General features: G+C 40.9%; 23 protein-coding genes and 4 tRNA genes. 1 reads left to right on the plus strand and 26 read right to left on the minus strand.

Annotation, left to right across the window (positions count from 1 at the left end):
• Positions 1-273: 273 nt before the first annotated feature.
• The 16 genes from AC503W_RS20495 to AC503W_RS20570 form a co-directional block, all read right to left on the minus strand.
• Entirely contained in the window at positions 274-1,695 is a 1,422-nt protein-coding gene (locus AC503W_RS20495; RefSeq protein WP_494915622.1) for a peptidoglycan DD-metalloendopeptidase family protein, read from the minus strand.
• A gap of 421 nt (positions 1,696-2,116) precedes the next feature.
• Positions 2,117-2,189 (minus strand) — tRNA-Phe (locus AC503W_RS20500).
• A gap of 45 nt (positions 2,190-2,234) precedes the next feature.
• Positions 2,235-2,310 (minus strand) — tRNA-Asp (locus AC503W_RS20505).
• Between the two features lie 26 nt (positions 2,311-2,336).
• Positions 2,337-2,408 (minus strand) — tRNA-Glu (locus AC503W_RS20510).
• A gap of 8 nt (positions 2,409-2,416) precedes the next feature.
• A tRNA-Lys gene (locus AC503W_RS20515) sits at positions 2,417-2,492 on the minus strand.
• Between the two features lie 221 nt (positions 2,493-2,713).
• Positions 2,714-4,006, minus strand: coding sequence for an adenylosuccinate synthase (locus AC503W_RS20520; RefSeq protein ID WP_402869971.1), 1,293 nt, complete (start codon positions 4,004-4,006; stop codon positions 2,714-2,716).
• Positions 4,007-4,342: 336 nt separating this feature from the next.
• Positions 4,343-5,707 carry a replicative DNA helicase gene (gene dnaB, locus AC503W_RS20525; RefSeq protein WP_402869969.1) on the minus strand — a complete coding sequence of 455 codons (1,365 nt, stop codon included), beginning with the start codon at positions 5,705-5,707 and terminating at the stop codon, positions 4,343-4,345.
• Positions 5,708-5,863: 156 nt separating this feature from the next.
• Positions 5,864-6,313: a 50S ribosomal protein L9 gene (rplI, locus tag AC503W_RS20530; protein ID WP_402869967.1), complete on the minus strand. Its 450-nt coding sequence runs from the start codon at positions 6,311-6,313 to the stop codon at positions 5,864-5,866.
• Complete coding sequence (locus tag AC503W_RS20535; protein ID WP_402991116.1) at positions 6,310-8,280, minus strand: DHH family phosphoesterase; 1,971 nt, start codon at positions 8,278-8,280, stop codon at positions 6,310-6,312. Before AC503W_RS20535 ends, rplI begins: the two co-directional genes overlap by 4 nt.
• Positions 8,281-8,313: 33 nt before the next feature.
• Entirely contained in the window at positions 8,314-9,255 is a 942-nt protein-coding gene (locus AC503W_RS20540) for a YybS family protein (RefSeq protein ID WP_402955085.1), read from the minus strand.
• A gap of 335 nt (positions 9,256-9,590) precedes the next feature.
• Entirely contained in the window at positions 9,591-9,830 is a 240-nt protein-coding gene (rpsR, locus tag AC503W_RS20545; RefSeq protein ID WP_053348323.1) for a 30S ribosomal protein S18, read from the minus strand.
• 45 nt (positions 9,831-9,875) lie between these two features.
• On the minus strand, positions 9,876-10,406 hold the full coding sequence (gene ssb, locus AC503W_RS20550; RefSeq protein ID WP_494915626.1) for a single-stranded DNA-binding protein: 531 nt from the start codon (positions 10,404-10,406) through the stop codon (positions 9,876-9,878).
• A gap of 68 nt (positions 10,407-10,474) precedes the next feature.
• A complete protein-coding gene (rpsF, locus tag AC503W_RS20555) occupies positions 10,475-10,759 on the minus strand; it encodes a 30S ribosomal protein S6 (RefSeq protein WP_402869958.1) in 285 nt (94 codons plus the stop codon).
• A 172-nt stretch (positions 10,760-10,931) separates the two neighbouring features.
• A complete protein-coding gene (ychF, locus tag AC503W_RS20560; RefSeq protein WP_494915629.1) occupies positions 10,932-12,032 on the minus strand; it encodes a redox-regulated ATPase YchF in 1,101 nt (366 codons plus the stop codon).
• A gap of 166 nt (positions 12,033-12,198) precedes the next feature.
• Entirely contained in the window at positions 12,199-12,396 is a 198-nt protein-coding gene (locus AC503W_RS20565) for a DUF951 domain-containing protein (protein ID WP_402869952.1), read from the minus strand.
• 21 nt (positions 12,397-12,417) lie between these two features.
• Positions 12,418-13,257, minus strand: a complete 840-nt coding sequence (locus tag AC503W_RS20570; RefSeq protein WP_402869949.1) for a mechanosensitive ion channel family protein — start codon at positions 13,255-13,257, stop codon at positions 12,418-12,420.
• Between the two features lie 392 nt (positions 13,258-13,649).
• Here AC503W_RS20570 and yyaC point away from each other — a divergent pair, with 392 nt between their 5' ends.
• Positions 13,650-14,282 (plus strand): spore protease YyaC, encoded by a 633-nt coding sequence (gene yyaC, locus AC503W_RS20575; RefSeq protein WP_494915634.1) that lies wholly within the window; start codon positions 13,650-13,652, stop codon positions 14,280-14,282.
• Between the two features lie 93 nt (positions 14,283-14,375).
• Here yyaC and AC503W_RS20580 read toward each other — a convergent pair whose 3' ends face one another.
• The 10 genes from AC503W_RS20580 to rpmH form a co-directional block, all read right to left on the minus strand.
• Positions 14,376-15,236, minus strand: coding sequence for a ParB/RepB/Spo0J family partition protein (locus tag AC503W_RS20580; protein ID WP_402869943.1), 861 nt, complete (start codon positions 15,234-15,236; stop codon positions 14,376-14,378).
• Positions 15,229-15,990, minus strand: coding sequence for a ParA family protein (locus AC503W_RS20585; RefSeq protein ID WP_402871289.1), 762 nt, complete (start codon positions 15,988-15,990; stop codon positions 15,229-15,231). Before AC503W_RS20585 ends, AC503W_RS20580 begins: the two co-directional genes overlap by 8 nt.
• Before the next feature lie 232 nt (positions 15,991-16,222).
• Entirely contained in the window at positions 16,223-17,089 is an 867-nt protein-coding gene (gene noc, locus AC503W_RS20590; RefSeq protein WP_402869940.1) for a nucleoid occlusion protein, read from the minus strand.
• Between the two features lie 351 nt (positions 17,090-17,440).
• Positions 17,441-18,157 (minus strand): 16S rRNA (guanine(527)-N(7))-methyltransferase RsmG, encoded by a 717-nt coding sequence (gene rsmG / locus AC503W_RS20595; RefSeq protein WP_402869937.1) that lies wholly within the window; start codon positions 18,155-18,157, stop codon positions 17,441-17,443.
• Between the two features lie 31 nt (positions 18,158-18,188).
• On the minus strand, positions 18,189-20,075 hold the full coding sequence (gene mnmG / locus AC503W_RS20600; RefSeq protein ID WP_402991108.1) for a tRNA uridine-5-carboxymethylaminomethyl(34) synthesis enzyme MnmG: 1,887 nt from the start codon (positions 20,073-20,075) through the stop codon (positions 18,189-18,191).
• A gap of 21 nt (positions 20,076-20,096) precedes the next feature.
• Positions 20,097-21,482 (minus strand): tRNA uridine-5-carboxymethylaminomethyl(34) synthesis GTPase MnmE, encoded by a 1,386-nt coding sequence (mnmE, locus tag AC503W_RS20605; protein WP_402869932.1) that lies wholly within the window; start codon positions 21,480-21,482, stop codon positions 20,097-20,099.
• A gap of 374 nt (positions 21,483-21,856) precedes the next feature.
• Positions 21,857-22,477, minus strand: a complete 621-nt coding sequence (gene jag, locus AC503W_RS20610) for an RNA-binding cell elongation regulator Jag/EloR (protein WP_402869928.1) — start codon at positions 22,475-22,477, stop codon at positions 21,857-21,859.
• A complete protein-coding gene (spoIIIJ, locus tag AC503W_RS20615) occupies positions 22,474-23,262 on the minus strand; it encodes a YidC family membrane integrase SpoIIIJ (protein WP_494915638.1) in 789 nt (262 codons plus the stop codon). The genes jag and spoIIIJ overlap by 4 nt, the downstream gene beginning before the upstream one ends.
• A gap of 161 nt (positions 23,263-23,423) precedes the next feature.
• Positions 23,424-23,777 (minus strand): ribonuclease P protein component, encoded by a 354-nt coding sequence (gene rnpA, locus AC503W_RS20620; protein WP_402955098.1) that lies wholly within the window; start codon positions 23,775-23,777, stop codon positions 23,424-23,426.
• Between the two features lie 81 nt (positions 23,778-23,858).
• Positions 23,859-23,993, minus strand: coding sequence for a 50S ribosomal protein L34 (gene rpmH, locus AC503W_RS20625; RefSeq protein WP_402869919.1), 135 nt, complete (start codon positions 23,991-23,993; stop codon positions 23,859-23,861).
• Positions 23,994-24,955: the final 962 nt, after the last annotated feature.

The raw sequence follows: 24,955 nt of genomic DNA on the forward strand, positions 1-24,955 counted from the left end.
CTACCTATCTCCTTTTAAAGCTAACTTTACTCTATAAAAAACATGTCCTTATCCGGGACGTTTATTCGTATTGTCCTGATGTTCATACTGACCTTCGTACTAGTAATGCAAATCCTCACACTATATATTCCCTAAAAAACGGTCAAAACACCTAAATCGAGCACATTGTACCTCTTCTACTTTATCATTTTACAGGCATTAAATCATCTTTTACCTATTATTCTCATCTATGAAGATAGCAGAAGAAGTCTTCGAAAAATGTCTCGAAGACTTCTATTGGCTTATATAATCTAACGGGTTTGCGAGAACACCATTTTTATAGATTTCAAAATGAAGGTGAACGCCAGTGGAGTTGCCTGTCGAGCCCATTCTACCAATAGGCATTCCTTTTTCAATCTTCTGTCCTGCTTCGATGTCTATTGATTCTAAGTGAGCATAATCCGTCTTGTACCCATTGTTATGGTTGATGGTCACCTTATTACCATAACCCCCGGCGTTACCGGCAAACTCAACAGTGCCATGATCAGCTGCCGTAATAGTTCTGGTGGTTGGCCTAGCAATATCTATTCCCTTATGAAGCTTGCCCCAACGATGTCCTTGTTTGCTTGAAATATAGCCCCCATCAGCAGGCCATGCAAAGGTTCCGCTCCCTTCTGAAGGAATGATTTTCGTGCCTTTTCTAGTTATCTCATTTTGTGTTGCCGCGGTAATTTCCTTTTTCACGATCGTTTCACTTAAGAGCTCACCGTTTGTTTCAGTGAGTTTATACGTGAATGCCTGAACGCCTTCCTGTCCTTCTTGCTCAACGACAGATTCTTCCTTCAATAGGTTCTTATCCTTTATTACTTTTCTCTCGAAAGGAATTTCAGTTTCTTTCAATACTTCTCTTTCTACCAGCACATTCACAAAAGGAGCTACCTCCGTCACACGGACCTTTTGCCCTTTATGAAGCCTCTTGCCCTCTTCTAGTTCTGAATTAAGCTGTAAAAGCTGTCCTAGGGACATATCATACTGATCGGCAATCTCCTCAAGTTCTTCATCTCCAGTTGCCTCATAGATGACTTTTTCCTTCTTTCCTTTTTCTATCAAGGAAATGGCATCCTTCACAGTCATGAGCTTATCCGGTTCCATAATCGTTTCCTTCCAGGAGATCGGCTTTGAGTATTCAATGGACATTATCCTGCTTCCTTGCTCGTATAGAGCCATGGGCTGATTTAAAACTCCAGCTTCCTGACTCTCTTCATATTCGGCCAATTCACCCTCATCTATATATAATAGGTGAATCTCTTTTAAAACCTCCTGTGCATCCTCCTTGGAGGGAACGTAAGCAACTACTTGATTATCAATGGCGATTTCATAAGCCTCCGCTTTTACAGCAAACTCTTCCTCGAGTACCTTTAAGGTTTCTTCATCATCTATTTCTGCATTAAATACATTCTCTTGCACATATGTCATCTGTGCTTCCTTATCGAATGTGTATTCGGGATAATCCGCCTCTGCTTCGACTATTTTAGCTAGTATCATTTTTTCTATTTCGGATTCATCACTCACGCTGCCAATGAACTCGTCATCAACATATACATGCTGAATGGAGGAGATTTTTTGAATTTCCGCAGCCGTAGCACGATTCCCTGCAAGCAATAAGATGATGGAAACCATCAACAGGAAACTTCCTTTGCCTTTTGAGCTGAACATTTATTGTCCCCCTTAACGGCCCGTGGGCCCCTTAAGAAACTAATCAAAAAATTAAGATAAATTACCTTGTTTTCAAAATTTATATACACATGATTAATTTCTTTTTTTCCACTCATAACTTTACCATAATGAAAAAAAAATCAAGAAATAGACTTCGTATTGTAATATAAATGTATAAATAGTGACAACAAGTGCCAAATCGCTCTTTTTGCAAAAGAGCAGCGAAGGTATGGTTTCCACGTGGAAAGTAGGTCCTGGTTGGGGTGACGAGTCGATGGTTACTAAGGGTGGCATTAACATTGTTACAATCTAATAACAAACACTTAACAGAAGTGCCATCAAAGAGATTTCCTTTAAAGGGCTAAGACAGTTTAATTTTAAAGCAAACAAAAAAAGCGCCCTAGGGCACTTTACAAAAGAATGGCTCAGGACGGAATCGAACCGCCGACACAAGGATTTTCAGTCCTTTGCTCTACCGACTGAGCTACTGAGCCAAATATTCCATTTTTCATTATGAAAGAATCATGTAAAAAATAAAATGGCGGTCCCGACGGGAATCGAACCCGCGATCTCCTGCGTGACAGGCAGGCATGTTAACCGCTACACCACGGGACCATCAAACATATAATTAAGAAGAAAAGTGACCCATACGGGATTCGAACCCGTGTTACCGCCGTGAAAGGGCGGTGTCTTAACCGCTTGACCAATGGGCCGAGAAAAATGGTGAGCCATGAAGGATTCGAACCTTCGACCCTCTGATTAAAAGTCAGATGCTCTACCAACTGAGCTAATGGCTCGTACTAATGAATGTAATCCGTATGTCTTGCAATGTCGCTTAACGTTGTTCTACTGTGACGACGCTTTTTATATTATCATAGTATTTATGGTTTGTGCAATAGTATTTTAAAATAAATTTAAATTCATATATTTTTATATATATCTAACTCCAATTAAACAGGTCTTTTTTTACCAACTAAGTAAAAAAAGAAGCCGCACTTAGTCGACTTCTTTATACCTCTTATGCTAAACGCCAAGGGCTTCTTACGATGTTTGTTTGATTGCGGTCAGGACCGACGGAGAATGTAGTCAACGGAATGCCTACTAATTGAGATACGCGCTCCACATAGTGACGGGCGTTAGCAGGTAATTCATCCAATGATTTGCATCCTGTGATGTCTTCTGACCAACCTGGTAGCTCTTCATAAACGGGCTTACATTCTCCGATTGCTTTCAAAGTAGCCGGCACTTCATGAATGATTTCACCTTTATAATCATAAGCTACACAAATTTTCACCGTTTCAAGTCCTGAAAGCACGTCAATGGAATTTAACGATAAATCAGTGATTCCACTTACACGACGGGCATGGCGAACGACTACGGCATCAAACCAACCGACACGACGTGGTCTACCCGTAGTTGTTCCGTACTCACGTCCAACTTCACGGATTTGATTGCCAATTTCGTCTTGTAGTTCTGTCGGGAAAGGACCATCGCCAACACGGCTTGTATAAGCTTTACACACACCGACAACATGGTTGATTTTCGTTGGTCCAACACCTGAACCAATTGTTACTCCACCTGCGACTGGATTCGAGGAAGTAACGAAAGGATATGTTCCTTGATCGATATCAAGCATGACTCCTTGAGCCCCTTCAAACAAGACGCGTTTCCCTTCATCAAGTGCATCATTCAATACAACGGAAGTATCACAAACATACTTTTGCACTTGTTGTCCGTACTCATAATATTCTTCAAGAATATCCTCGATTTTAAAACCTTCCGTTTCGTAAAAACGTTCAAACATGCGGTTTTTCTCCACAAGATTTTGATTCAGTTTTTCCTCGAAAATTTCACGGTCCAAAAGATCTGCCATACGGATACCATTACGAGCGGCTTTATCCATGTAAGCAGGGCCGATTCCTTTTTTCGTCGTTCCAATTTTATTTGCACCCTTGCGATCTTCTTCCACTTCATCCAATTTAATATGGTAAGGAAGGATGACATGAGCACGGTTCGAGATGCGAAGATTATCCGTGCTTACACCATGACTATGTAAATAAGCAAGCTCTTCTACAAGTGCTTTCGGATCGACTACCATTCCGTTCCCGATGACACAAATCTTATCACTATAAAAAATTCCAGAAGGAATTAAATGCAGTTTATATGTTACTCCGTTAAATTTAATCGTATGTCCTGCATTATTACCACCTTGGTAACGAGCTATGGCTTCTGCATTCTGGGATAAAAAGTCCGTTATCTTACCTTTACCTTCGTCTCCCCATTGTGTACCAACTACTACAACTGATGACATCTGAAAAAAGCACCTCCAAAGGTTCACGTAATACCGATTCTTAACCGGTTCTTATCAAACAAACCTATTTTATCAATAATCCCAAAGGGAAGTCAACATAAAATACGAACATTACATAAATTAATAATAAATTTGTTCGTTATTAAGTGACTTTCATACTTTACTTATACACTTTTTCATCCCCAAATAAGGAATCCGTGCAACTTTAGCAAGGACTCACTTTCTCCCCTGGCGGTTCTCCTTATTCTTTGCCCAAACTCCTTTAAACTTTCACCTTATTGTAAAAAAAGCCCACCAGAGATAGTGGGCTTTGTTCCAAACAATATAGAAAGTCAATTAGGCTCCTGGAGACATCGAATCATCATCGAATCGCCGTTCGAGGTTCACGAATTTATTGTACTCTTTGACGAATGCCAGTGAAACCGTGCCAACTGGGCCATTCCTTTGTTTTGCAATGATAATCTCAATGATATTTTTATTCTCGGACTCTTTATCATAATAATCATCACGGTACAGGAATGCTACGATGTCGGCATCCTGCTCTATACTTCCTGATTCCCTAATATCCGACATCATCGGACGTTTATCCTGCCGTTGTTCCACTCCACGGGATAATTGGGAAAGGGCAATGACAGGCACTTGAAGTTCACGGGCCAGGGCCTTCAGTGAACGGGAAATTTCCGATACTTCCTGCTGTCGGTTATCGCCTGAACGACCATCTCCTTGAATCAATTGTAGATAGTCGATCAATATCATCCCAAGACCATGTTCCTGCTTCAAACGACGGCTTTTAGAGCGGATTTCCCCAATACGGACTCCTGGGGTGTCATCAATATAGATACCGGCATTCGACAAACTTCCCATTGCCATAGTCAGCTTGCGCCAGTCTTCATCTGTTAAGGCACCAGTCCTTAAATTTTGAGCATTGATATTTCCTTCGGCACAAAGCATACGCATGACGAGCTGTTCGGAACCCATCTCCAGACTGAAAATCGCGACGTTTTCATCCGTTTTGGTTGCGACATTTTGGGCAATGTTCAAAGCGAAAGCCGTTTTACCAACAGAAGGACGGGCTCCAACAATGATGAGGTCATTCCGCTGGAATCCCGCCGTCATTCTGTCCAGTTCAGCAAAACCCGTCGGGATTCCAGTTACATCCCCTTTGCGGTTGGTCAGGATCTCGATGTTATCATAGGTTCGAACCAAAACGTCCTTAATATTTTGAAAGGAACCGGCGTTTTTACGCTGTGCCACTTCCATGATCGTCTTTTCCGCTTCCCCGAGCAGCTCCTCGACTTCATCCTCACGGCTATAGCCTTCCTGGGCGATGTTCGTTGCTGTCCTGATCAAACGACGGAGCAATGACTTTTCTTCCACGATTCGAGCATAATATTCGATATTGGCTGCAGTAGGGACCGATCCAGCCAGTTCGCTTAAATAAGACACTCCACCCACTTCTTCAAGATTCTTCGTGGCGGAAAGTTCTTCCGTTACCGTAATCAAGTCAACGGCTTTACCTTCGTCATTCAACTTGATCATGACGTTAAAGATTTTTTGATGCGAACTTCTATAAAAATCCTCTGGAATCAACAATTCCGAAGTAACGGTCAGCGAAGATGGCTCCAAGAAGATGGCCCCTAGCACCGCTTGTTCCGCTTCTATATTTTGAGGGGGAATTCTATCCTGAAATTGCTCTATCATATCTTAAAACCTCCCAATCTAAGAGGATATATTTTCATTAATTAATTCGTAGATTTAGTTGAAAAAGAAAAAAAGTGACAGGACAACATAGCCCAATCACATTTTTTTCGTCTCTCTCTATTCTATCAATTTTTTTCAGATATGAAACCACTAAAATTAGTTAATTTCTTTCACTTGCACAGTTAAAGTCGCTGTAACCTCTGGATGTAGCTTCACAGGAACCTTCGTATGCCCCAATGAGCGAATTCCTTCGGCAAGCTCCATTTTACGTTTATCGATTTTAATACCATGCTTTTTCTGAAGTTCTGAAGCTATTTGCTTCGTCGTGATAGAACCGAATAAACGCCCGCCTTCACCGGCTTTAGCGGATAATTCGACAGTCAATTTTTCAATTTCCACCTGCAAGTCTTTTGCATGCTGAAGTTCTTCGGCAGCCAGGGAATCTTCTTTGTTTTTCTGAGCTTCCAAAGTTTTTACATTGGAGTTATTCGCCTCGATTGCCAATCCTTGCTTAATCAGGAAGTTATGGGCATACCCATCCGCAACGTTTTTGACTTCCCCTTTTTTCCCTTTACCTTTAACGTCTTTTAAAAATATAACTTTCATTCTTTTCGTCCTCCTTCTAAATATTCATCAATTGCTGCTTTCAACTGGCTCTCCGCTTCTTCAATGGAGCAGACCATCTGTGTGGCGGCATTCGTTAAATGACCGCCGCCATTCAATGTTTCCATGATAACCTGTACGTTGACATCACCTAGGGAACGGGCACTTATGCCAACTGTATCCTCAGACCGTTTAGCCACAACGAAGGAAGCGGTAACACCATCCATCATCAGAAGCGTATCAGCGGCCTGGGCGATCAGGACCTGATTATGGGTCTGTTCGGATTTTGCGGAAGCAATCGCAAGACCCTTTTTATAAAACGCAACTTCTTTAATTAAATTGGATCGCTTGATATACGTGTCCACATCTTCCCTTAGGAATTTCTGTACCAGTACCGTGTCCGCTCCATGGGCCCGTAAATAAGAAGCTGCATCGAAGGTACGTGAACCGGTTCGTAAAGTGAAACTTTTCGTATCGACAATGATCCCAGCAAGTAGCGCCGTCGACTCCAGCATATCAATTTTACTGCGTTTTGGCTGATATTCAAGTAGCTCCGTCACCAGCTCAGCTGTCGAAGATGCATAGGGCTCCATATAGACAAGCAGGGAGTTTTTGATGAATTCCTCACCACGACGATGGTGATCAATGACGACCACCTTATCAATCCGATTCAATAATCGTTCTTCTATCACCATTGTAGGCTTGTGGGTATCGACGACGACGAGTAGCGTCTCGTCCGTGACCATCTCGAGTGCATCGTCAGGGCTTATAAATCGCCCATATAAATCCTCTTTATTTTTGATTTCTTCCATCAAACGCAAGACGCTACTGTCTAGCTCGTTTGTATTGATTACTATATACCCTTCACGTTCATTCATCTGAGCCACTTTCAAAATGCCTATGGCAGAACCTATGGCATCCATATCGGGATTTTTATGGCCCATGACAATGACTTTATCGCTATCTAGGACGATATCCTTTAAGGCATGAGAAATGACGCGTGCACGCACCCTCGTACGCTTTTCCATAGGGTTGGTTTTACCGCCATAGAATTTCACTTTCCCGCTTGCCTGTTTAATCGCTACTTGGTCCCCACCGCGGCCCAGGGCCAGATCGAGGCTAGATTGAGCAAGCGTCCCCAGCTCTGGAAGGGAGGAAACAGCAGATCCCACTCCAATGCTAAGCGTCAAAGGGACATTCTGTTTAGCGGTCGTTTCCCTGATTTCATCCAGGATTGAAAATTTATCATTTTCCAGCTGCTGCAGGATATGTTCATTAAAGACCGCAATAAACCGTTCAGAAGAAACCCTCTTGAAAAATACCCCATTATCCCTTGCCCACTTATCCAGCAACGAGGTAACCAAGCTATTTATACTACTTTTACGTTGGTCTTCCATTCCCTGCGTCAAATCATCGTAATTATCCAGCAGAATGATCGCAATGGCCGTTCTCTCTTCTTCATATTGTTTTTCGATTTCCACTTGCTCCGTTACATCGAAAAAGTAAAGAAGGCGTTCCTCGCGTTTATGGACCACTTTGAATTTCCGGTCATAAAGCGTAATGGTCTCTGTTTCAATCTCCTGCTTAATGAGCGGGACAAGTGAATCCGCCATATCATAAAGAGACCTTCCTGCCAGTGAGTCTTCACTAAAGCATGAGGCGAGGAATGGATTGGTCCACTCAATATAAAAATCATCATTAAAGAGCATGATCCCGATCGGCATTTCCAATAAGGCTTCCTCTCCCACCTTTTTTAACCGGTAGGATAACGTCGTGATGTATTCTTCGGTCTTAATTTGTTTTCTTTTTTCCATTTTCAATATTAAATAAAACAAACCGGCTTGAATCAACAATCCAATTAGTGCAATAACCCAATTATAGTAAGCCAGTACGCCCAAAAATATCAATCCTGCAACGAGCAACCCGTATAGCAGGGCCTTAACCGAATAATCCTTTAAATAAGATGGCATATTTTCAGCTCCTAAAAGCATCTGTTTAACAGACTATTCCTTTTTCTTGATCGTCTCCCGAAAAGGGAATCCTAAATCTATTATACCTAAAAAACGGATGAGGATTGCGAATATCGGCAGCAACAATGAGGCAACCACTATCAAAACGGGTATAGCCTTAGCCCAGCCTTTGACATCGCTGAAATAAAATATGAGTGAGTAGCCTTGAATCATGATGAAAAATTGAAGAATGAAAAATAGGTTCGTTATGGCCATATATACAAAATCTTTGTTGTCCATATTCACAAAAAGAGCCAAAAGCATTGTAATTAAATAATACCATAAAAGGCTTTTTGGAAGGCGAAGATCTTGGAAACGAGGCCAATTCAGGGATTTATCACTGAACCTTTTAAGTATGGGGTGGGCCGCTAAGAATATCAATAATACCATGATGATAGATGTAATCACGAGCAAGCTCGGAATCAGCGTAGTCAAGGTACTTATCGAGTCGTGCATGCCTTGGATTATCTTTTCAGTTGGGGCCTGACCAAATGATTCCATGATTTTCGCAGAAGAATCAATGGATTCCTCCATTACCGTCATGGTTTCTTCTATGTAATTAACTCCAAATAACACTACTGTGGCAGCATAGGTCACTAATATCCCACCTAGGAACGTAAGGACAGCACTGATGAACATAGGGGTCATCGGTTTATCCCTTTTCAGGAAGGAACCAATCACAATGCCCGTCGCCCCCATTAGCAAGGTCATTGGCAAGGATAAGACGCTACCGATTAAAATGGTTAATAACGATCCAACAAACAAGAATCCAACTGACCACGAAAGCTTTTGCTTACTGGTCACCAGAATGAAAGGAATCGGCAAAAAGAAAAAAGTTATAAATCCCAACAAAGGAATATATATTGTAATGAGTAATAATATACAATATAACGCTAAAAGAGCACCGCCCTCAGCGATTTTTCTACCACTATTCAACCGAATCCCCCCTATCATAAAATCATGAAGTATCTTTCTCTACATATTGTATCCGTTAAGCCCAGGATATTTCAAACTTCCCATTCTTTTTTCCAGATAAATCAGCTTTAAAAATAGGAGTTCTCTTCATTGTTAGTTAAATTTTTTTTGCAAAACAGGCCGATCACGAATTTTAAATACAATAACTAGCTGAAATGGAGCAAATCACGTAGAAACTGTAGAACGAAGATGAAGGAAGTTGGGGCTCGCATCGTTTTTTCAAATAAAAAAGGACCATTTGGGCAAATATACAAAAAAGCACATCAAGGATTTCTCCTCAATGCGCTCCGTTGTTATTATTCACCTGATACGTATGGAAGTAATGCCATAGTACGTGAGCGTTTAATAGCAATCGTTAATTTACGTTGATATTTAGCGCTAGTGCCAGTCACACGACGTGGTAAGATTTTACCGCGTTCTGAGACGAATTTTTTAAGAAGGTCTGTATCTTTGTAATCAATTTTAGTGATACCGTTTGATGTGAAATAACAAACCTTTTTACGCTTACCGCGTCCTTTACGTCCACCCATTGCCATAATAATTTCCCTCCCTGCTTTAGGATTTTCGTTTTAAACAGCTGTTTAAAACGGAAGATCGTCATCTGAAATGTCGATGGTTTTACCGTCATTTGCAAATGGATCATCATCTACACGAGTGTAGTTGTTGTTACTCCGTTGATTCTGATTAGGATTTTGTCCATACGAATTTTGATCATTGCTGCCATTATTGTTGTTATAGCTTTTTTGACCGCCACCGTAAGAACCGCCATCATTTCTTTCACCCGCTGAACTGCTTCGTGGTTCAAGGAACTGAACACTCTCAGCCAGAATCTCCGTCACATACACGCGTTTGCCGTCTTGTCCTTCATAATTACGCGTTTGGACACGTCCATCCACGCCAGCTAAACTACCTTTTTTCAAGAAGTTAGCCACATTTTCTGCCGGTTTACGCCAAACTACACAATTAATGAAGTCCGCTTCACGTTCACCTTGTGCATTCGTAAAAGTACGATTCACTGCTAAAGTAAAGGTAGCCACTGCAACTCCATTAGGTGTATATCGTAATTCAGGATCTTTAGTTAAGCGTCCTACCAAAACTACGCGATTCATCATCAGAATCAACCCCTAGTTTTCAACCTTGCTTACAAGAAGCTAGATTAGAATTTATATTAAATATTGAATTAAACGTCTTCTCTAGTAGCCATATGACGGATAATGTCTTCACTGATTTTAGCAAGACGATCGAATTCTTGGATCGCAGCACTTTCAGCGTTAACTTTAAGAAGCATGTAGTAACCATCACGGAAATCATTGATTTCGTATGCAAGACGGCGTTTACCCCATTCTTTTGCTTCTACTTCCGCACCATTATCAGTAAGGATTGTGTTGAAACGTTCAACTAAAGCTTTTTTAGCTTCTTCCTCAATGTTTGGACGGATGATATACATAATTTCGTATTTTCTCATCACTGTCACCTCCTTTTGGTCTAAGCGGCCCATTTGGGCAAGGAGCAATTTTTTATAATTACTCACAAGAATAAATTATAGCATAGTTAAACTAGGTTTGCAACGAGCGTCGAATGTATCTTCCTAGAGTATAAAGAGACTCCGCAGAATGAATCTGCGGAGTCCTTTTATATTATACGTTAAAGCGGAAGTGGACAACGTCTCCGTCGTTCACTATATATTCTTTACCTTCTAGTCGTACTTTTCCTGCTTCTTTTGCTGCACTATGGCTACCTGCTTCTAGCAAATCATCATAAGCGACGACTTCGGCACGAATGAAGCCACGTTCGAAGTCTGTATGGATGACACCCGCACATTGAGGAGCCTTCATACCTTTACGGAACGTCCAGGCACGCACTTCCTGCACTCCAGCCGTAAAGTAAGTGGCCAGCCCTAATAGATTGTATGAAGCACGGATCAATTTATCAAGACCTGACTCTTCGATGCCTAGCTCAGATAAGAACATTTCCTTTTCTTCACCTTCAAGCTCGGCTATTTCCTCTTCGATTTTGGCGCAAATTACGATAACTTCTGCATTTTCCGTCGCGGCGTATTCCCGGACTTGTTGCACGAACTCATTATCAGTCGCATTTGCCACTTCATCCTCACTTACATTTGCCACGTAAAGCATTGGTTTCGCTGTTAGGAGGTGCATGCCTTTCACGATTTTCAACTGTTCCTCAGTGAAATCGACTGAGCGGGCAGGCTTTTCAGCTTCTAAAGCTTCTTTCAATGCAACAAGAATCTCATGTTCGGCCACGGCACCCTTATCTTTTTGTTTAGCCATCTTTCCAACACGATCGATGCGCTTGTCCACAGATTCAAGGTCAGCAAGAATCAATTCAAGATTGATGACTTCGATATCATCAATCGGATTTACTTTTCCTGAAACGTGAGTGATGTTATCATCAGCGAAGCAACGAACAACCTGACAAATCGCATCTACTTGGCGGATATGCGATAGGAATTTATTGCCTAGACCTTCCCCTTTACTCGCTCCCTTTACAATCCCAGCAATATCTGTAAACTCAAATGCTGTTGGCACGGTTTTTTTCGGTTGGACCAGTTCAGTCAATTTTTGCAGACGATAATCGGGTACTTCTACAATTCCGACGTTTGGGTCGATTGTACAGAAAGGGTAATTCGCCGATTCCGCACCTGCCTGAGTAATTGCATTAAACAAAGTGGATTTACCTACGTTAGGCAAACCGACTATACCAGCTGTTAAAGCCATTTATATTTCACTCCTTCAAGATAATTCGTTCATAGTGTTACTAGATAAATCATTACTAAAGATACACCCAATACCTAAACCTTTCCCAATTATAGATTTCACTTCCTGAAAAGACAAGTAAATCATTGAGAGACAGAAATGCCATCTATACATGGAAAAAGCATGATCACTCCTCATGCTTTAGTAAAACTTTTTTCATTTTCTTGGAAAACTCACGCCGGGGCAACATTACGCTGTGTCCACAACCTTCACATTTAATCCGGATATCCATGCCCAATCGGATGATTTTCCACTTATTGATTCCACATGGGTGTGGCTTTTTCATTTCGACAACATCATTCAATGCAAATTCTTTTTCTTCCATAAACATGTGGCCCCCCAGCTTTTATGACTCACTGCCTTTGTAAGTAGATTGGATTCCACTTTCTTCAAGGGCAGTACTGATTTCTTTCCTCAATATCCTACTCATTTCAGAATGGCGCATTGGCTTTGTTTCAGCCGTCACACGCAATACGATTTCTTCTGGAGTAATTGTCTCGATTCCCAGTAACTCAGGGTTTCTGACTAAATCATCATATTTTTTCGCTAAACCACCTAAGTGTCGGATTAATACCTTTTCAGCAAGTTCAACGGATCCGTCATGAGGGATGGTCACGTCCACCACAGCCTTACTGTTCAATATGGAGTAGTTTGTTACTTGCGTGATGCTCCCATTCGGTATGAGATGCAATTCCCCTTTACTACTCTTAATCTTGGTTGTGCGTAGCCCAATTTCAAGGACTTCACCCTCAAAAGTATTGATTTTAATATAATCACCGACAGAGAAATGATCCTCGAAAATGACGAAGAATCCTGTAATAATATCCTTGACCAAACTTTGGGCTCCAAACCCTACTGCGAGTCCAATAATTCCAGCCCCAGCAAGTAAAGCCTTCACATCGAGTCCGCAAATTTCAAGGATCATAATCAAGGATATGAAATTCACAACATATGTAATGACGTTCTCGAGTAACTTAATGAGCGTCGTTTCTCTCCGCTCCGAGACACGGAGGGGGGTTCTGGTTCGGACCAGAAAAAATTTATTTAGCACCGTCTTTCCTATTCTTATAATAATACGCGATAAGAGGAGAACAAGGAAGATTTTAATAATCCCCTCACCTAACATCAGCCATACTTTTTCATCCAAAATTTCTTCTGTAATTTTACTATATGTAGCGTTTTCCATGCTTTCCTCCTACTCTATCTTTTGCAAATTACTAAAGGGCCCACCGTTTTTCCTGTTGAACTTATTCTCTCTACCCTACGGCCGAGGATGTAATCCAGTATAGGAGAAGTTTTGTTTGTAATATCATTAAATTAAAGGTTTCTGTATAAAAATAACATGGGTATATAGTAAAGAAATTAGAAATTTTTTTCCATTTCAAAACATGATCTTTTTACTATAAATCGCTATGCAACTAGCAACGAGGTAGAGGAAAGGACAGATTCACATTTGCCCTTCAGCCAATTAGCTGTTCTTAATAATTAATTCCCCCCTCAATTTAACCTATATCCCGTATATTTTTTCCTTTTCAACCGTATACTGTTAACACAAAACAAAGTAAAGGAGTGGAGCCGATGAATCTTAATTCTAATCTATTTAATAACAAAACTAGATTAAGTCGTATCCTGCATGAAGATGCGGACGCAACCAATCAAATTTCCCAGGAATTACTCAATCTCTTGCCTTCAGGAAAGCTTCAGCCTATCGTTTTTGTCTGCATTGGCACAGATCGTTCTACTGGTGATTCCCTCGGTCCACTTGTCGGTACCCTACTTCAAGAAAAGTCCGAACTAGGTGCTTCTTCATTCCATGTGTATGGGACACTCGATAGCCCTATACATGCGATGAACCTGCAGGAAAAGTTAGATGAAATCAAAAAAGTCCATGTGAATGCATTTATCGTTGGCATAGATGCCTGCTTAGGTAAACTAAAGAGCGTGGGGATTGTCCAACTCGGTAAAGGACCAGTGAAACCTGGTGCGGGTGTCAATAAAGACCTACCAGCCGTTGGGCATGCCCATATTACAGGCATCGTGAATGTCAGTGGGTTCATGGAATTCATGGTCCTACAGAACACACGGCTTAACCTGGTTTTAAAAATGGCCAAAACTATAGCCGAGGGCATTCATGAAGCACAACGACATTATCCTGCCAAGCCATCCATCACCCCATTTACCTGGTCATTCAAAAAGGAAAAAACACTTTAATAATGATACTTATAAAAAATAAAGGAAGGGACATCCCTTCCTTTATTTTTTATGCATACATAGTGGGACAAGAAACATTAGAATCCATGGTTCCTATGAGGAGATGTTTTCTTGGTCGATTAAGTCTAGTATTCTATCTAAATCTTCTTTTGAAAAGAATTCTATTTCTATCTTCCCTTTTTTCTTGCTTTGTTTTATGGTCACGCTGGTCCCAAGTTTCTCCCGTAGTATGGACTCTCTTTGTTTGATGAATATATCTTTTTTTGGTTGTTTGGCATTCTTCGTTTCACGTGAAACAGTATCATTCAACTGATGGATATAATTCTCCAGCTGCCGAACGTTCATCGTTTCTTTGAGGATTTTATCTATGACAGACTTAAGCAGCTCTTTTTTCTTTAATCCTAGCAATGCACGCCCATGCCCCATGGAGATCGTGCCCTCTGATATATAGTTCCTGATCTCTTCAGGCAAAGAGAGCAAGCGGACATAGTTAGCTATGTGAGGCCGGCTTTTTCCGAGACGGTGTGCTAATTGCTCTTGAGTGAAATTTAACTTTTCGAGCAACGTTTGATAAGCTGCCGCTTCCTCAATCGGATTCAAATCTTCCCTCTGTAGGTTTTCCAATATCGCCAGTTCCATCATCTGCTGTTCATTTAACTCCCTGACAACGACAGGAACCGTTTTTAAACCGGCTTCCTTAGCCGCACGGCATCGTCTTTCTCCAGCTACAATTTCAAATCCTCTAATACTTTTCCGGGCAATAATCGGTTGAAGGATCCCATGCTCCAAAATTGACTGCTTAAGTTCTTCAATCGCTTCGGGGCGGAAGTTTTTTCGCGGCTGATGGGGATTGGGCCTTAATTCCCTCAATTTGATTTCCTGAACAGTTTCATCCTTGCTGACTTCCACATTAGGAAAGAGTGCGTCGAGTCCCTTTCCAAGTCCTTTAGCCATTTGAGACCACTTCCTTTGCCAATTGTAGATAGACCTCCGCACCGCGTGATTTCGGATCGTAAATGATAATCGGTTCCCCATGACTCGGTGCTTCACTCAGACGAACATTTCGGGGAATGATAGTTTGATATACCTTATCCTGAAAGTATTTTTTCACTTCCTCAATCACTTGAAGACCTAGATTCGTTCTGGCGTCCAACATCGTCAGCAAAACACCTTCGATCTTTAAATCATGATTTAAATGCTTCTGCACGAGACGGACCGTATTCAACAGCTGGCTCAATCCCTCCAATGCGTAATATTCACATTGTACTGGAATCAAAACGGCATCTGCTGCCGTCAAGGCATTCAGTGTGAGCAAGCCCAGTGAAGGTGGACAATCGATGACGATATAATCGAACTGACTTTGCACCTCTTCTAATGCACGCTTCAATCGAATTTCCCTGGAGATGGTAGGTACCAACTCAATTTCCGCACCCGCTAATTGGATTGTGGCAGGTATGGCATATAAGTTTTCAACTTTTGTTTCCAAGATTACGGTACTGGCTTCGACATCATCTACCAATACATCATAAATACACTGTTCCACATCTGCTTTATCAATACCAGTGCCGCTAGTCGCATTACCCTGAGGGTCTATATCGACCAACAAGACTTTCTTTCCTATATATGCAAGGCAAGCACTGAGGCTGACCGAAGTTGTCGTTTTTCCAACACCGCCCTTTTGATTGGCAATGGCAAGAATCTTCCCCACGAATTCACCTGCTTTCAACAATCTCATCTATCTTAAACGTACTATATTTCTTCTATTTTATCATGAATAATGATGAAGGAACTCGAATTCTTAAATTCGACGAAAAATTCGGTATTCTTTTAAATTAGTCAAAAAATGCAGTTCTTGGAGATGAATATTTCGTTTTTTTCACTGCGAATCACAAGAAAAAAGCTTGGTAATCGATGACTACCAAGCGGGGGATGATACCAGATTAAGACTTTTTCTTTGGAATTTTTATCGTAAACTGATAATATTCCTCGAATTCCTCTTCTTCTGCATCCAGGTTTATGCCATTATCCGTTACCATGGTCAGCGATTGGCGAATCGTGTTAACCGCAATCCTCATGTCCCTACTAAATGCCTTGCGTTTCGGCTTTGGCTTTGAATGATCCTTTGTACCAGTAAGAAGCTTGACAACCAGCTCTTCCGTCTGCTTGACGTTTAAACCTCTTTCAATGACTTCTTGAAGCAGCTTGACTTGATTTTCCGGGTTTTTCAACGGAATCAGCGAACGGGCATGACGTTCCGTAATCTGTTTTTGAAGCAGTGCTTCTTGGACTTCCTGTGGCAATTTTAACAACCGAAGTTTATTGGCAACCGTCGATTGGCCAATTCCCAATCTTTGAGCGAGTGCTTCCTGCGTTAAATTATGGAGCTCAATTAATTTCCCATATGCTAATGCTTCTTCAATCGGTGTCAATTCTTCACGCTGAAGGTTCTCTATCAACGCTACTGAAGCCGTTTCTGTATCCGTGAAATCTTTTATTATGGCTGGTGCCAACTCCCAACCAAGCTTTTGCATAGCACGAAAACGACGCTCACCTGCAATGATTTCATACTTTCCTTGACCATATGCCCTAACTACAATCGGTTGAATGATACCATGTGTATGAATCGTCTGAGCTAGTTCCGAGATTTTATCGTCGTTAAATACAGTCCTTGGTTGAAATCGATTTGGCACAATATCAGAAATGGAAATTTTCCTTATTTCTTCATTATTATTGCTTGGTGCCTCCATCTCAAGTTGCTGTTCTTCTTTTTCGCCAAACCTTAAGAAACGCGAAAAAGGATGCTTCATCTTCCTACACCACCTTTTAAAACTCCCAAATAACATATTCTCTATGGAAAGAACAAGTCCTCCATACATTTCCCGACATGAAAATACATATCGACCATTGCTGTATAACCATGTCGACTGGCGTCACCAATGCATTTCCATAGCCTAAATGTCTTGCTATTATTAATAGTAGACGCCTGTCTAAGATTATTTCCCCGCCGATTTAAGAGTCCCCAACTTTTTCCCACCAAACTGGTTCACTGGGACAGCTTACATTAAATAAAATGGAAATTATATTATTTATAGTAAAGGAAAGGATCGTAAAGTGCTAGTCGTGTATGAATCGTGATAAACAGACTATTCACGTACCGGTCATTCTATAGGTTGTTTATTCGGTGTACCTGGTTTTCTTGGATATTTTTTTGGAGTCTTCTTCACTTTTTTCACCGTAATGATATTTCGCTCACTATTCTCTTCTGGCAATATGAACGGGTGGATTTCCTCAATTTTCCCACCTAATGTGAAGATTGCCTTTTTTCCTGTATCCATCTCATCATGGGCACTGGCCGCTTTCATCGCAATGAATGTCCCATCCGTTTTAACAAGGGGTAAACATAGCTCGCTCAAAACAGACATTCTTGCCACCGCTCTTGCCATAACAACATCATAGGTTTCACGATGTTCCGGTTTCTGAGCAAATGTTTCGGCACGGTCATGATAAAACGATACACCTGACAATTGTAAAGAGTCAGCAAGATGGTTTAAAAAAGAGATGCGCTTATTCAAAGAATCAACGATTGATACATGAATATCCGGGAAACAGATCTTCAAAGGGATACTCGGGAAACCAGCTCCGGCACCCACATCGCAAATACGATGAGGCTTGTTGAAATCGAAGTAAAAAGCTGCGCTGATCGAATCATAAAAATGCTTTAAATAGACTTCTTCTTTATCGGTTATGGCCGTTAGGTTCATCTTTTCGTTCCATTCCACCAATAAATGATAGTACATATCAAATTGCTCAAGCTGGCGTGGAGAAAGTTCAATGCCTTTCTCCTGCAGCGCTTGTTGGAATTGCTCAATATTCATGATTACTTCAATCCTTTTCGGGTATTTCCGTTTACTTAGAAATTCTAGCGATCTTTCCTTGTTCTAAATAAACTAGCAAAATAGAGACATCAGCAGGGTTCACACCTGAAATCCGTGAAGCTTGGGCAACGGATAGAGGGTGTACCTGTTTTAATTTTTGGCGAGCTTCCGTAGCCAATCCATTGATTGCATCGTAATCGATGTTTTCTGGGATTTTTTTATTCTCCATTTTCTTGAGGCGGTCAACCTGCTGTAAGGATTTTTCAATATATCCTTCATACTTGACCTGGATTTCGACTTGTTCCTTCACTTCATCACTTAGGTCGACATCACTTGGAGCAAGCTTTTGAATGTGGGAATAATCCATTTCTGTCCGCTTCAATAAATCCGAAGCGCGAATCCCATCTTTTAGTTCGCTCCCACCACTTGCGATGATAATCTCCTGCACCTCTTGAGTAGGTTTAATGAAGGTGGATTTCAACCGTTCTCGTTCTGCCTCCACGGCCTCTCTCTTTATAAGGAAACGATTATATCGCTCTTCTTTGATCATTCCAATTTTAAAACCGATTTCGGTCAGGCGTAAGTCTGCATTATCATGACGTAACAGTAAGCGGTATTCTGCACGTGAAGTCAGCAGGCGATAAGGCTCATTCGTACCTTTTGTCACAAGATCATCGATTAAAACGCCAATATATGCATCTGACCGGCTTAGAATCAGTTCTTCTTTTCCCAATGCTTTCAAGCCAGCGTTAATACCAGCCATTAATCCTTGGCCCGCCGCTTCTTCATAACCTGATGTCCCATTGATTTGACCTGCTGTATACAGGTTTTTCACTTTTTTCGTTTCCAATGTTGGCCAAAGTTGTGTCGGCACGATCGCATCATATTCAATCGCATATCCTGCACGCATCATCTCAGCCTTTTCAAGACCTGGTATGGTCTGAAGGATCCTAATTTGGACATCCTCGGGAAGGCTCGTAGACAATCCTTGTACATATACTTCTTTGGTATTGCGCCCTTCCGGTTCCAAGAATATCTGATGGCGTGGCTTGTCATTAAAGCGTACAACTTTGTCTTCTATCGATGGACAGTAACGAGGGCCAGTCCCTTTAATCATCCCAGAATACATTGGGGAACGGTGTAGATTCGCATCAATGAGCTGGTGGGTTCCTTCATTTGTATACGTTAACCAACATGGCAATTGGTCGGTGATGTATTTTGTCGTTTCAAAGGAAAAAGCACGTGGAACTTCATCACCCGGCTGTATTTCCGTTTTACTGTAATCAATAGAAGAACTATTGACGCGCGGAGGCGTTCCCGTTTTGAACCGGACCAAATCAAAGCCCAACTCTTCCAAATGCTCGGAAAGCCTGATGGATGGTTGCTGATTATTAGGACCACTTGAATATTTTAGTTCCCCTAAAATGATTTCGCCCCGTAAATAGGTCCCAGTCGTAATAACGACAGTTTTCGCACGGTAAATGGCACCCGTTTTTGTGATGACACCTTTACAAACGCCATCTTCAACAATCAATTCCTCAACCATTCCTTGAATTAACGTTAAATTCGGCTCATCTTCTATCGTCTTTTTCATTTCTTGCTGATAAAGAAACTTATCTGCTTGTGCACGTAAAGCACGAACGGCCGGACCTTTCGCTGTATTTAACATTCTCATCTGAATGTGCGTTTTATCGATATTTTTACCCATTTCGCCGCCTAAGGCATCAATTTCCCGGACCACAATCCCTTTTGCCGGTCCTCCAACAGAAGGGTTGCATGGCATAAAGGCAACCATATCTAAGTTGATGGTGATCATCAATGTTTTGGCACCGACTCTAGCAGATGCAAGACCCGCTTCACTACCTGCATGGCCTGCCCCAACTACGATGGCATCATAGTTTCCTGCTTCATATTGCATATCATTTTCCTCCCTCTACTCTTACTTTCCTAGACAAAATTGTGAAAACAATTGATTGATTAAATTATCCTGGACACTTTCACCAATAACTTCCCCGAGTAATTCCCATGCCTTTGTGAAATCAATCTGAACTAAGTCAATCGGCGTTCCCATCTCGATTGCTTCCATGGAATCCTCGATCGATTGCAAGGCCTGTCCGAGCAGCGCAATATGACGGGCGTTGGAAACATAGGTAATGTCCCCCGCTTCTAAAGAGCCCTCGAAGAATAAAGAGGCAATCGCTTCTTCCAATTCATCGACACCTTCATCTTCCAGTAAAGATGTAGTGACTATTTTGTGTGCGGCTGCCTTTTCCTTAACCTGCTCCATATTGATTTTCTGTGGCAGGTCCGTTTTATTGATAATGACGATGACATCCATTCCTTCGACTGCTTGGAACAGCTTTTCATCTTCCGGCGTAAAGTCATCGGAGTAATTTAAAACGAGTAAAATCAGGTCCGCATCTTTTAATACCGCCCGGGAGCGTTCCACACCAATCCGCTCAACGATATCTTCCGTTTCACGAATACCAGCTGTGTCGACAAGTTTTAGCGGCACCCCACGCACATTGACATACTCCTCAATAACGTCTCGAGTTGTCCCTGGGACATCGGTAACGATTGCCTTATTTTCATGCACTAAGCTGTTTAGCAAAGACGATTTTCCGACATTTGGACGCCCGATGATAACCGTCGCCAAGCCATCCCGCAAAATTTTTCCTTGCTGGGCCGTCCTGAGAAGTTTTTCAATCTCTGCCTTGACATAACTGCCCTTTTCCAAAAACAATCGATGTGTCATTTCTTCAACATCATCATATTCTGGGTAATCTATATTCACCTCGACCTGTGCGAGAGTCTGTAATATTTCGTGTCGCAGCTTTTGAATTAATTTCGAAAGCCGCCCTTCCATTTGACCCAACGCAACATTCATCGCTTTATCCGTTTTAGCTCGGATTAAATCCATGACAGCTTCTGCCTGAGAGAGATCGATTCTCCCATTCAAAAAAGCTCGTTTCGTGAATTCACCAGGCTCTGCCAAGCGTGCTCCCTGTGAGAGGATAAGCTGTAAAACCCGATTAACCGAAACGATTCCACCATGACAATTTATTTCAACGACATCTTCTCTCGTAAACGTTTTAGGACCTTTCATGACAGAAACCATAACCTCTTCTATGACTTCTCCAGTTTTAGGTACAACCAAGTGCCCGTAATGAATGGTATGTGAATCCACTTTCCGTAAACTTTTACCGCTTGGTCCTTTAAATATTCTATCGGCTATTTCTATGGCCTCATCACCGCTGATTCTTACGATGGCAATTGCCCCTTCCCCTAAAGGAGTTGAAATGGCGGTGATTGTATCGAATTCCATGCTTTCACCTCTTGTATATTAATGTTTCTCTAATTTATTTGATAAACAAAAATCTTGAATCCCTAAATTACAACAATAACACAGTATAATCATGAAAAAAAGTAGATACTCCTTCCTTTCAAGAGTTATCCACATGCCTTAAACCTTATATTTCTGTACCCTTCATTTTAACTTATCCACATGTGAATAACAAATAAAGCCTGACTTTCTTTCCATGTCCCTTTTTTAAGAGTCAGCCTTAGAAATTGAAGGGGAGGAATGAAAGGATAATATGTGATCAGGATTTAGTTAAAGGAGCATTTGATAATGTCGACATTCCTTTCGGTTCGCCTCTATATAAAGCAAAAAAAACCTCCGCTTAATTAGCAGAAGGTTTATTTAACCGGAGTGATGACCAAATGGCGATATGGTTCTGTACCATTGGAAGTCGTCTTGATTTTCGGATAATGAAGCAGAGCCTTATGTATTACCTTCCGTTCATATGACGGCATCGGCTCCAATGCAACAATTTTACCAGTTTTCAGGGATTTATTGGCCATTCTTTCAGCTAATTGGATTAAAGTATCCGTTCGACGGTTGCGATAATCCTCTGCATCTACAATCACATTCAAAAACTGCTTCGAATAGCGATTGGCTACCAATTGTGTTAAATACTGAAGGGAATTTAACGTTTGACCCCGTTTACCAATTAATAAGGCAATTTTTTCACCTGACAAATGGAACGTTACGTTCTTCCCCTGGCGTTGAACCCTGATTTCCGACTTAACTCCCATTTTTTGAGTGATATCCTGCAGGAACTTTAGGGATTCTTCAACGGGATCAGCAGGCAATGTCACGTGGACGATTGCTTGCCTGGCCCCAAACAAACCCAAAAATCCTTTTTTTCCTTCATCCTCAATTTCAATTTCCACGCGATCTCTTGTGCTGTTAAGTTGAGCTAAAGCTGAATTGACTGCTTCTTCGACAGATTGTCCTGTAGCAGTTATCTTTTTCACTTTTTCTTTGCTCCCTCCGCGTTTTCCGCAGCTGCTTTTCTAAGATCTGGACCTTTGATGAAATATGTTTGAACGATGCCGAAAAGGTTACCCACTACCCAGTAAAGTGAAAGAGCAGCTGGAAAATTAATTGCAAAAATAACAATCATGACTGGCATGATGTAAAGCATCATTGTCATTTGTGCCGCCATTTGCGGATTTGAGTTCATTCCCGCCATTGACAACTTTTGCTGAATGAAAGTTGTAATACCCGCTATGATCGGCAAGATATAATAAGGATCCGGAGAACCTAAATCGAACCAGAGAAAACTATGCAGGGAAATCTCATGCGTACGGCTGATTGCATGATAAAAACCAATCAAAATTGGCATTTGAACCACTATCGGTAAACATCCTGCCAATGGATTCACATTATATTTTGAAAATAACGCCATTGTTTCTTTTTGTAGTTTTTGTTGTGTGGCAGCGTCTTTTGAGCTGTATTTTGCTTGAAGTTCTTTCATTTCTGGTTGAATGGCTTGCATTGCTTTTGAACTTTTCACCTGTTTAATCATAAGTGGAAGTAATATCAAGCGTATGATTAAGGTAACCGCAATGATTCCCAAACCGTAGCTTCCGCCAAATAATTCAGAAATATAAATAATGAGGGATGATAACGGATAGACAATATATGAATTCCAGAACCCTTCACTATCTGCCGTTATCGGTTCTTTGATCTCCGTACATCCTGATAGCAACATCATTACCGAAGCTAATCCAATGATGAGTAATATTCGTTTCTTCAACCGTTTTTTCCTCCTAACTTCAATCAATCTTTTTGAATAAATGTAACCCGTTCACAAGTGAACTACAAGGAAAAGTCACCCACTTATCAACTTTTAACGATGAAATTCTATTTTTTCAAAGCATAATTAATAACTATGTCGAAAAAGGAGTTTTTAAGGGTTTATTTTATTTTTTTGAAATTTAGCGATTTAGAACGCTTCAGGACATGGATCAAACTGCTTTTCACTTGAGAAAAGTCCATTTCTGCCGCTGGTTTTCTAGCAATCACAATATAGTCTTTTCCCTCTTCTATATCCTCTTTCAATTCTAAAAATGCTTGCCGTATGTATCTTTTAATTTGATTCCGAACAACGGCATTCCCAATCTTCTTACTGACAGAGAGGCCTATGCGGAAATATTCCTGCTCGGGCTTTTGAAGGACATAGATAACGAATTGTCGATTGGCAGAGGATTCTCCCTTTTTAAAAACGAGTTGGAATTCGTCCTCTTTCTTTATCCTTAACTTTTTTTTCATCTTTACACCTTCATTAGAATGAATTGAGTCTCAGTAAATCCTTTATTTAGCGAAAAAAAACCACTGAGACTTTTCAGTGGTCTATGCAGATAGTACTTTTCTTCCTTTACGGCGACGTGCAGCGATTACGTTACGTCCGTTTTTCGTGCTCATACGTGCACGGAAACCGTGAACTTTACTATGTTTGCGATTATTCGGTTGATAAGTTCTTTTCATTATATGACACCTCCCTGAGGAATAACAGTTAAAGACAGTCCTTACAATTATATAGATGTTGCTTTCTACTTGTCAACTACATCTAGAAAAATATTTACTTTTTGCTTAATGTCCAGTGGGTTTTTTACTACCTAGCCTATTGTAAATGATTTTGCCTATAACTGATATAGAAATTTTTGGTCAGAGGGTACATTTCATGAATTTTAACCTGATTGATCCCTCTTCATACTACTTTACCATGCATATAACGAATCGACAAAAACATTTGTGAACTTCCGCTTTCGTTTTATAGAGGAACTAGGGACACCTGAATGGCATAAATGCAGTGATGGGGAATCAGTATACAACCTGTTTTAAATCCATCCATCAATAAAATAATTTAGAGGAATTCGACGCCATCACTCCATCTGTGGATAAAATTCGACATGTTTTTTTCTATCCACAGCCCATTTCGTATAGTTTTACACAAAAAAGAAACCTGTGGAAAAGTTTTTCCCACAGGCCCTTTGAGTTGTGGATAAAGTTCACTAAGCCATTGCAAGACGTCCAAATTTCTGATATTATATTTGTGTTTTCACTCTGAATAACTTTATCAACAGATAACGGTTATCCACAGACTGTGCATAACTTGTGGATAGTTTATTCGACCTGTGAATATTAATCTGTCCACAAACAGTGGATATTGTCGAAAAACCTATTATCTTCTTATTATATATTTCAAGACATGCCTGTTGATGAATAAACATACGGACCTGCATCTTATTACAAGATGTTATTTATACAAAGGTTGTACAATGCGCGATATCGTTCCAGGGACCTCACCTTTTAGTGACATCCAACATCCCTTATACAGCTCACCGAACTTTTGCTGTCCAAATTTTTTTAAGACAGCGATCGATGAGTTTATTTGTGCCTAGACCTTTTAATACTTATAGAAAAATATTTTGCAAAGGAGGGATAAG

This window comes from Peribacillus suis, from assembly GCF_059384845.1.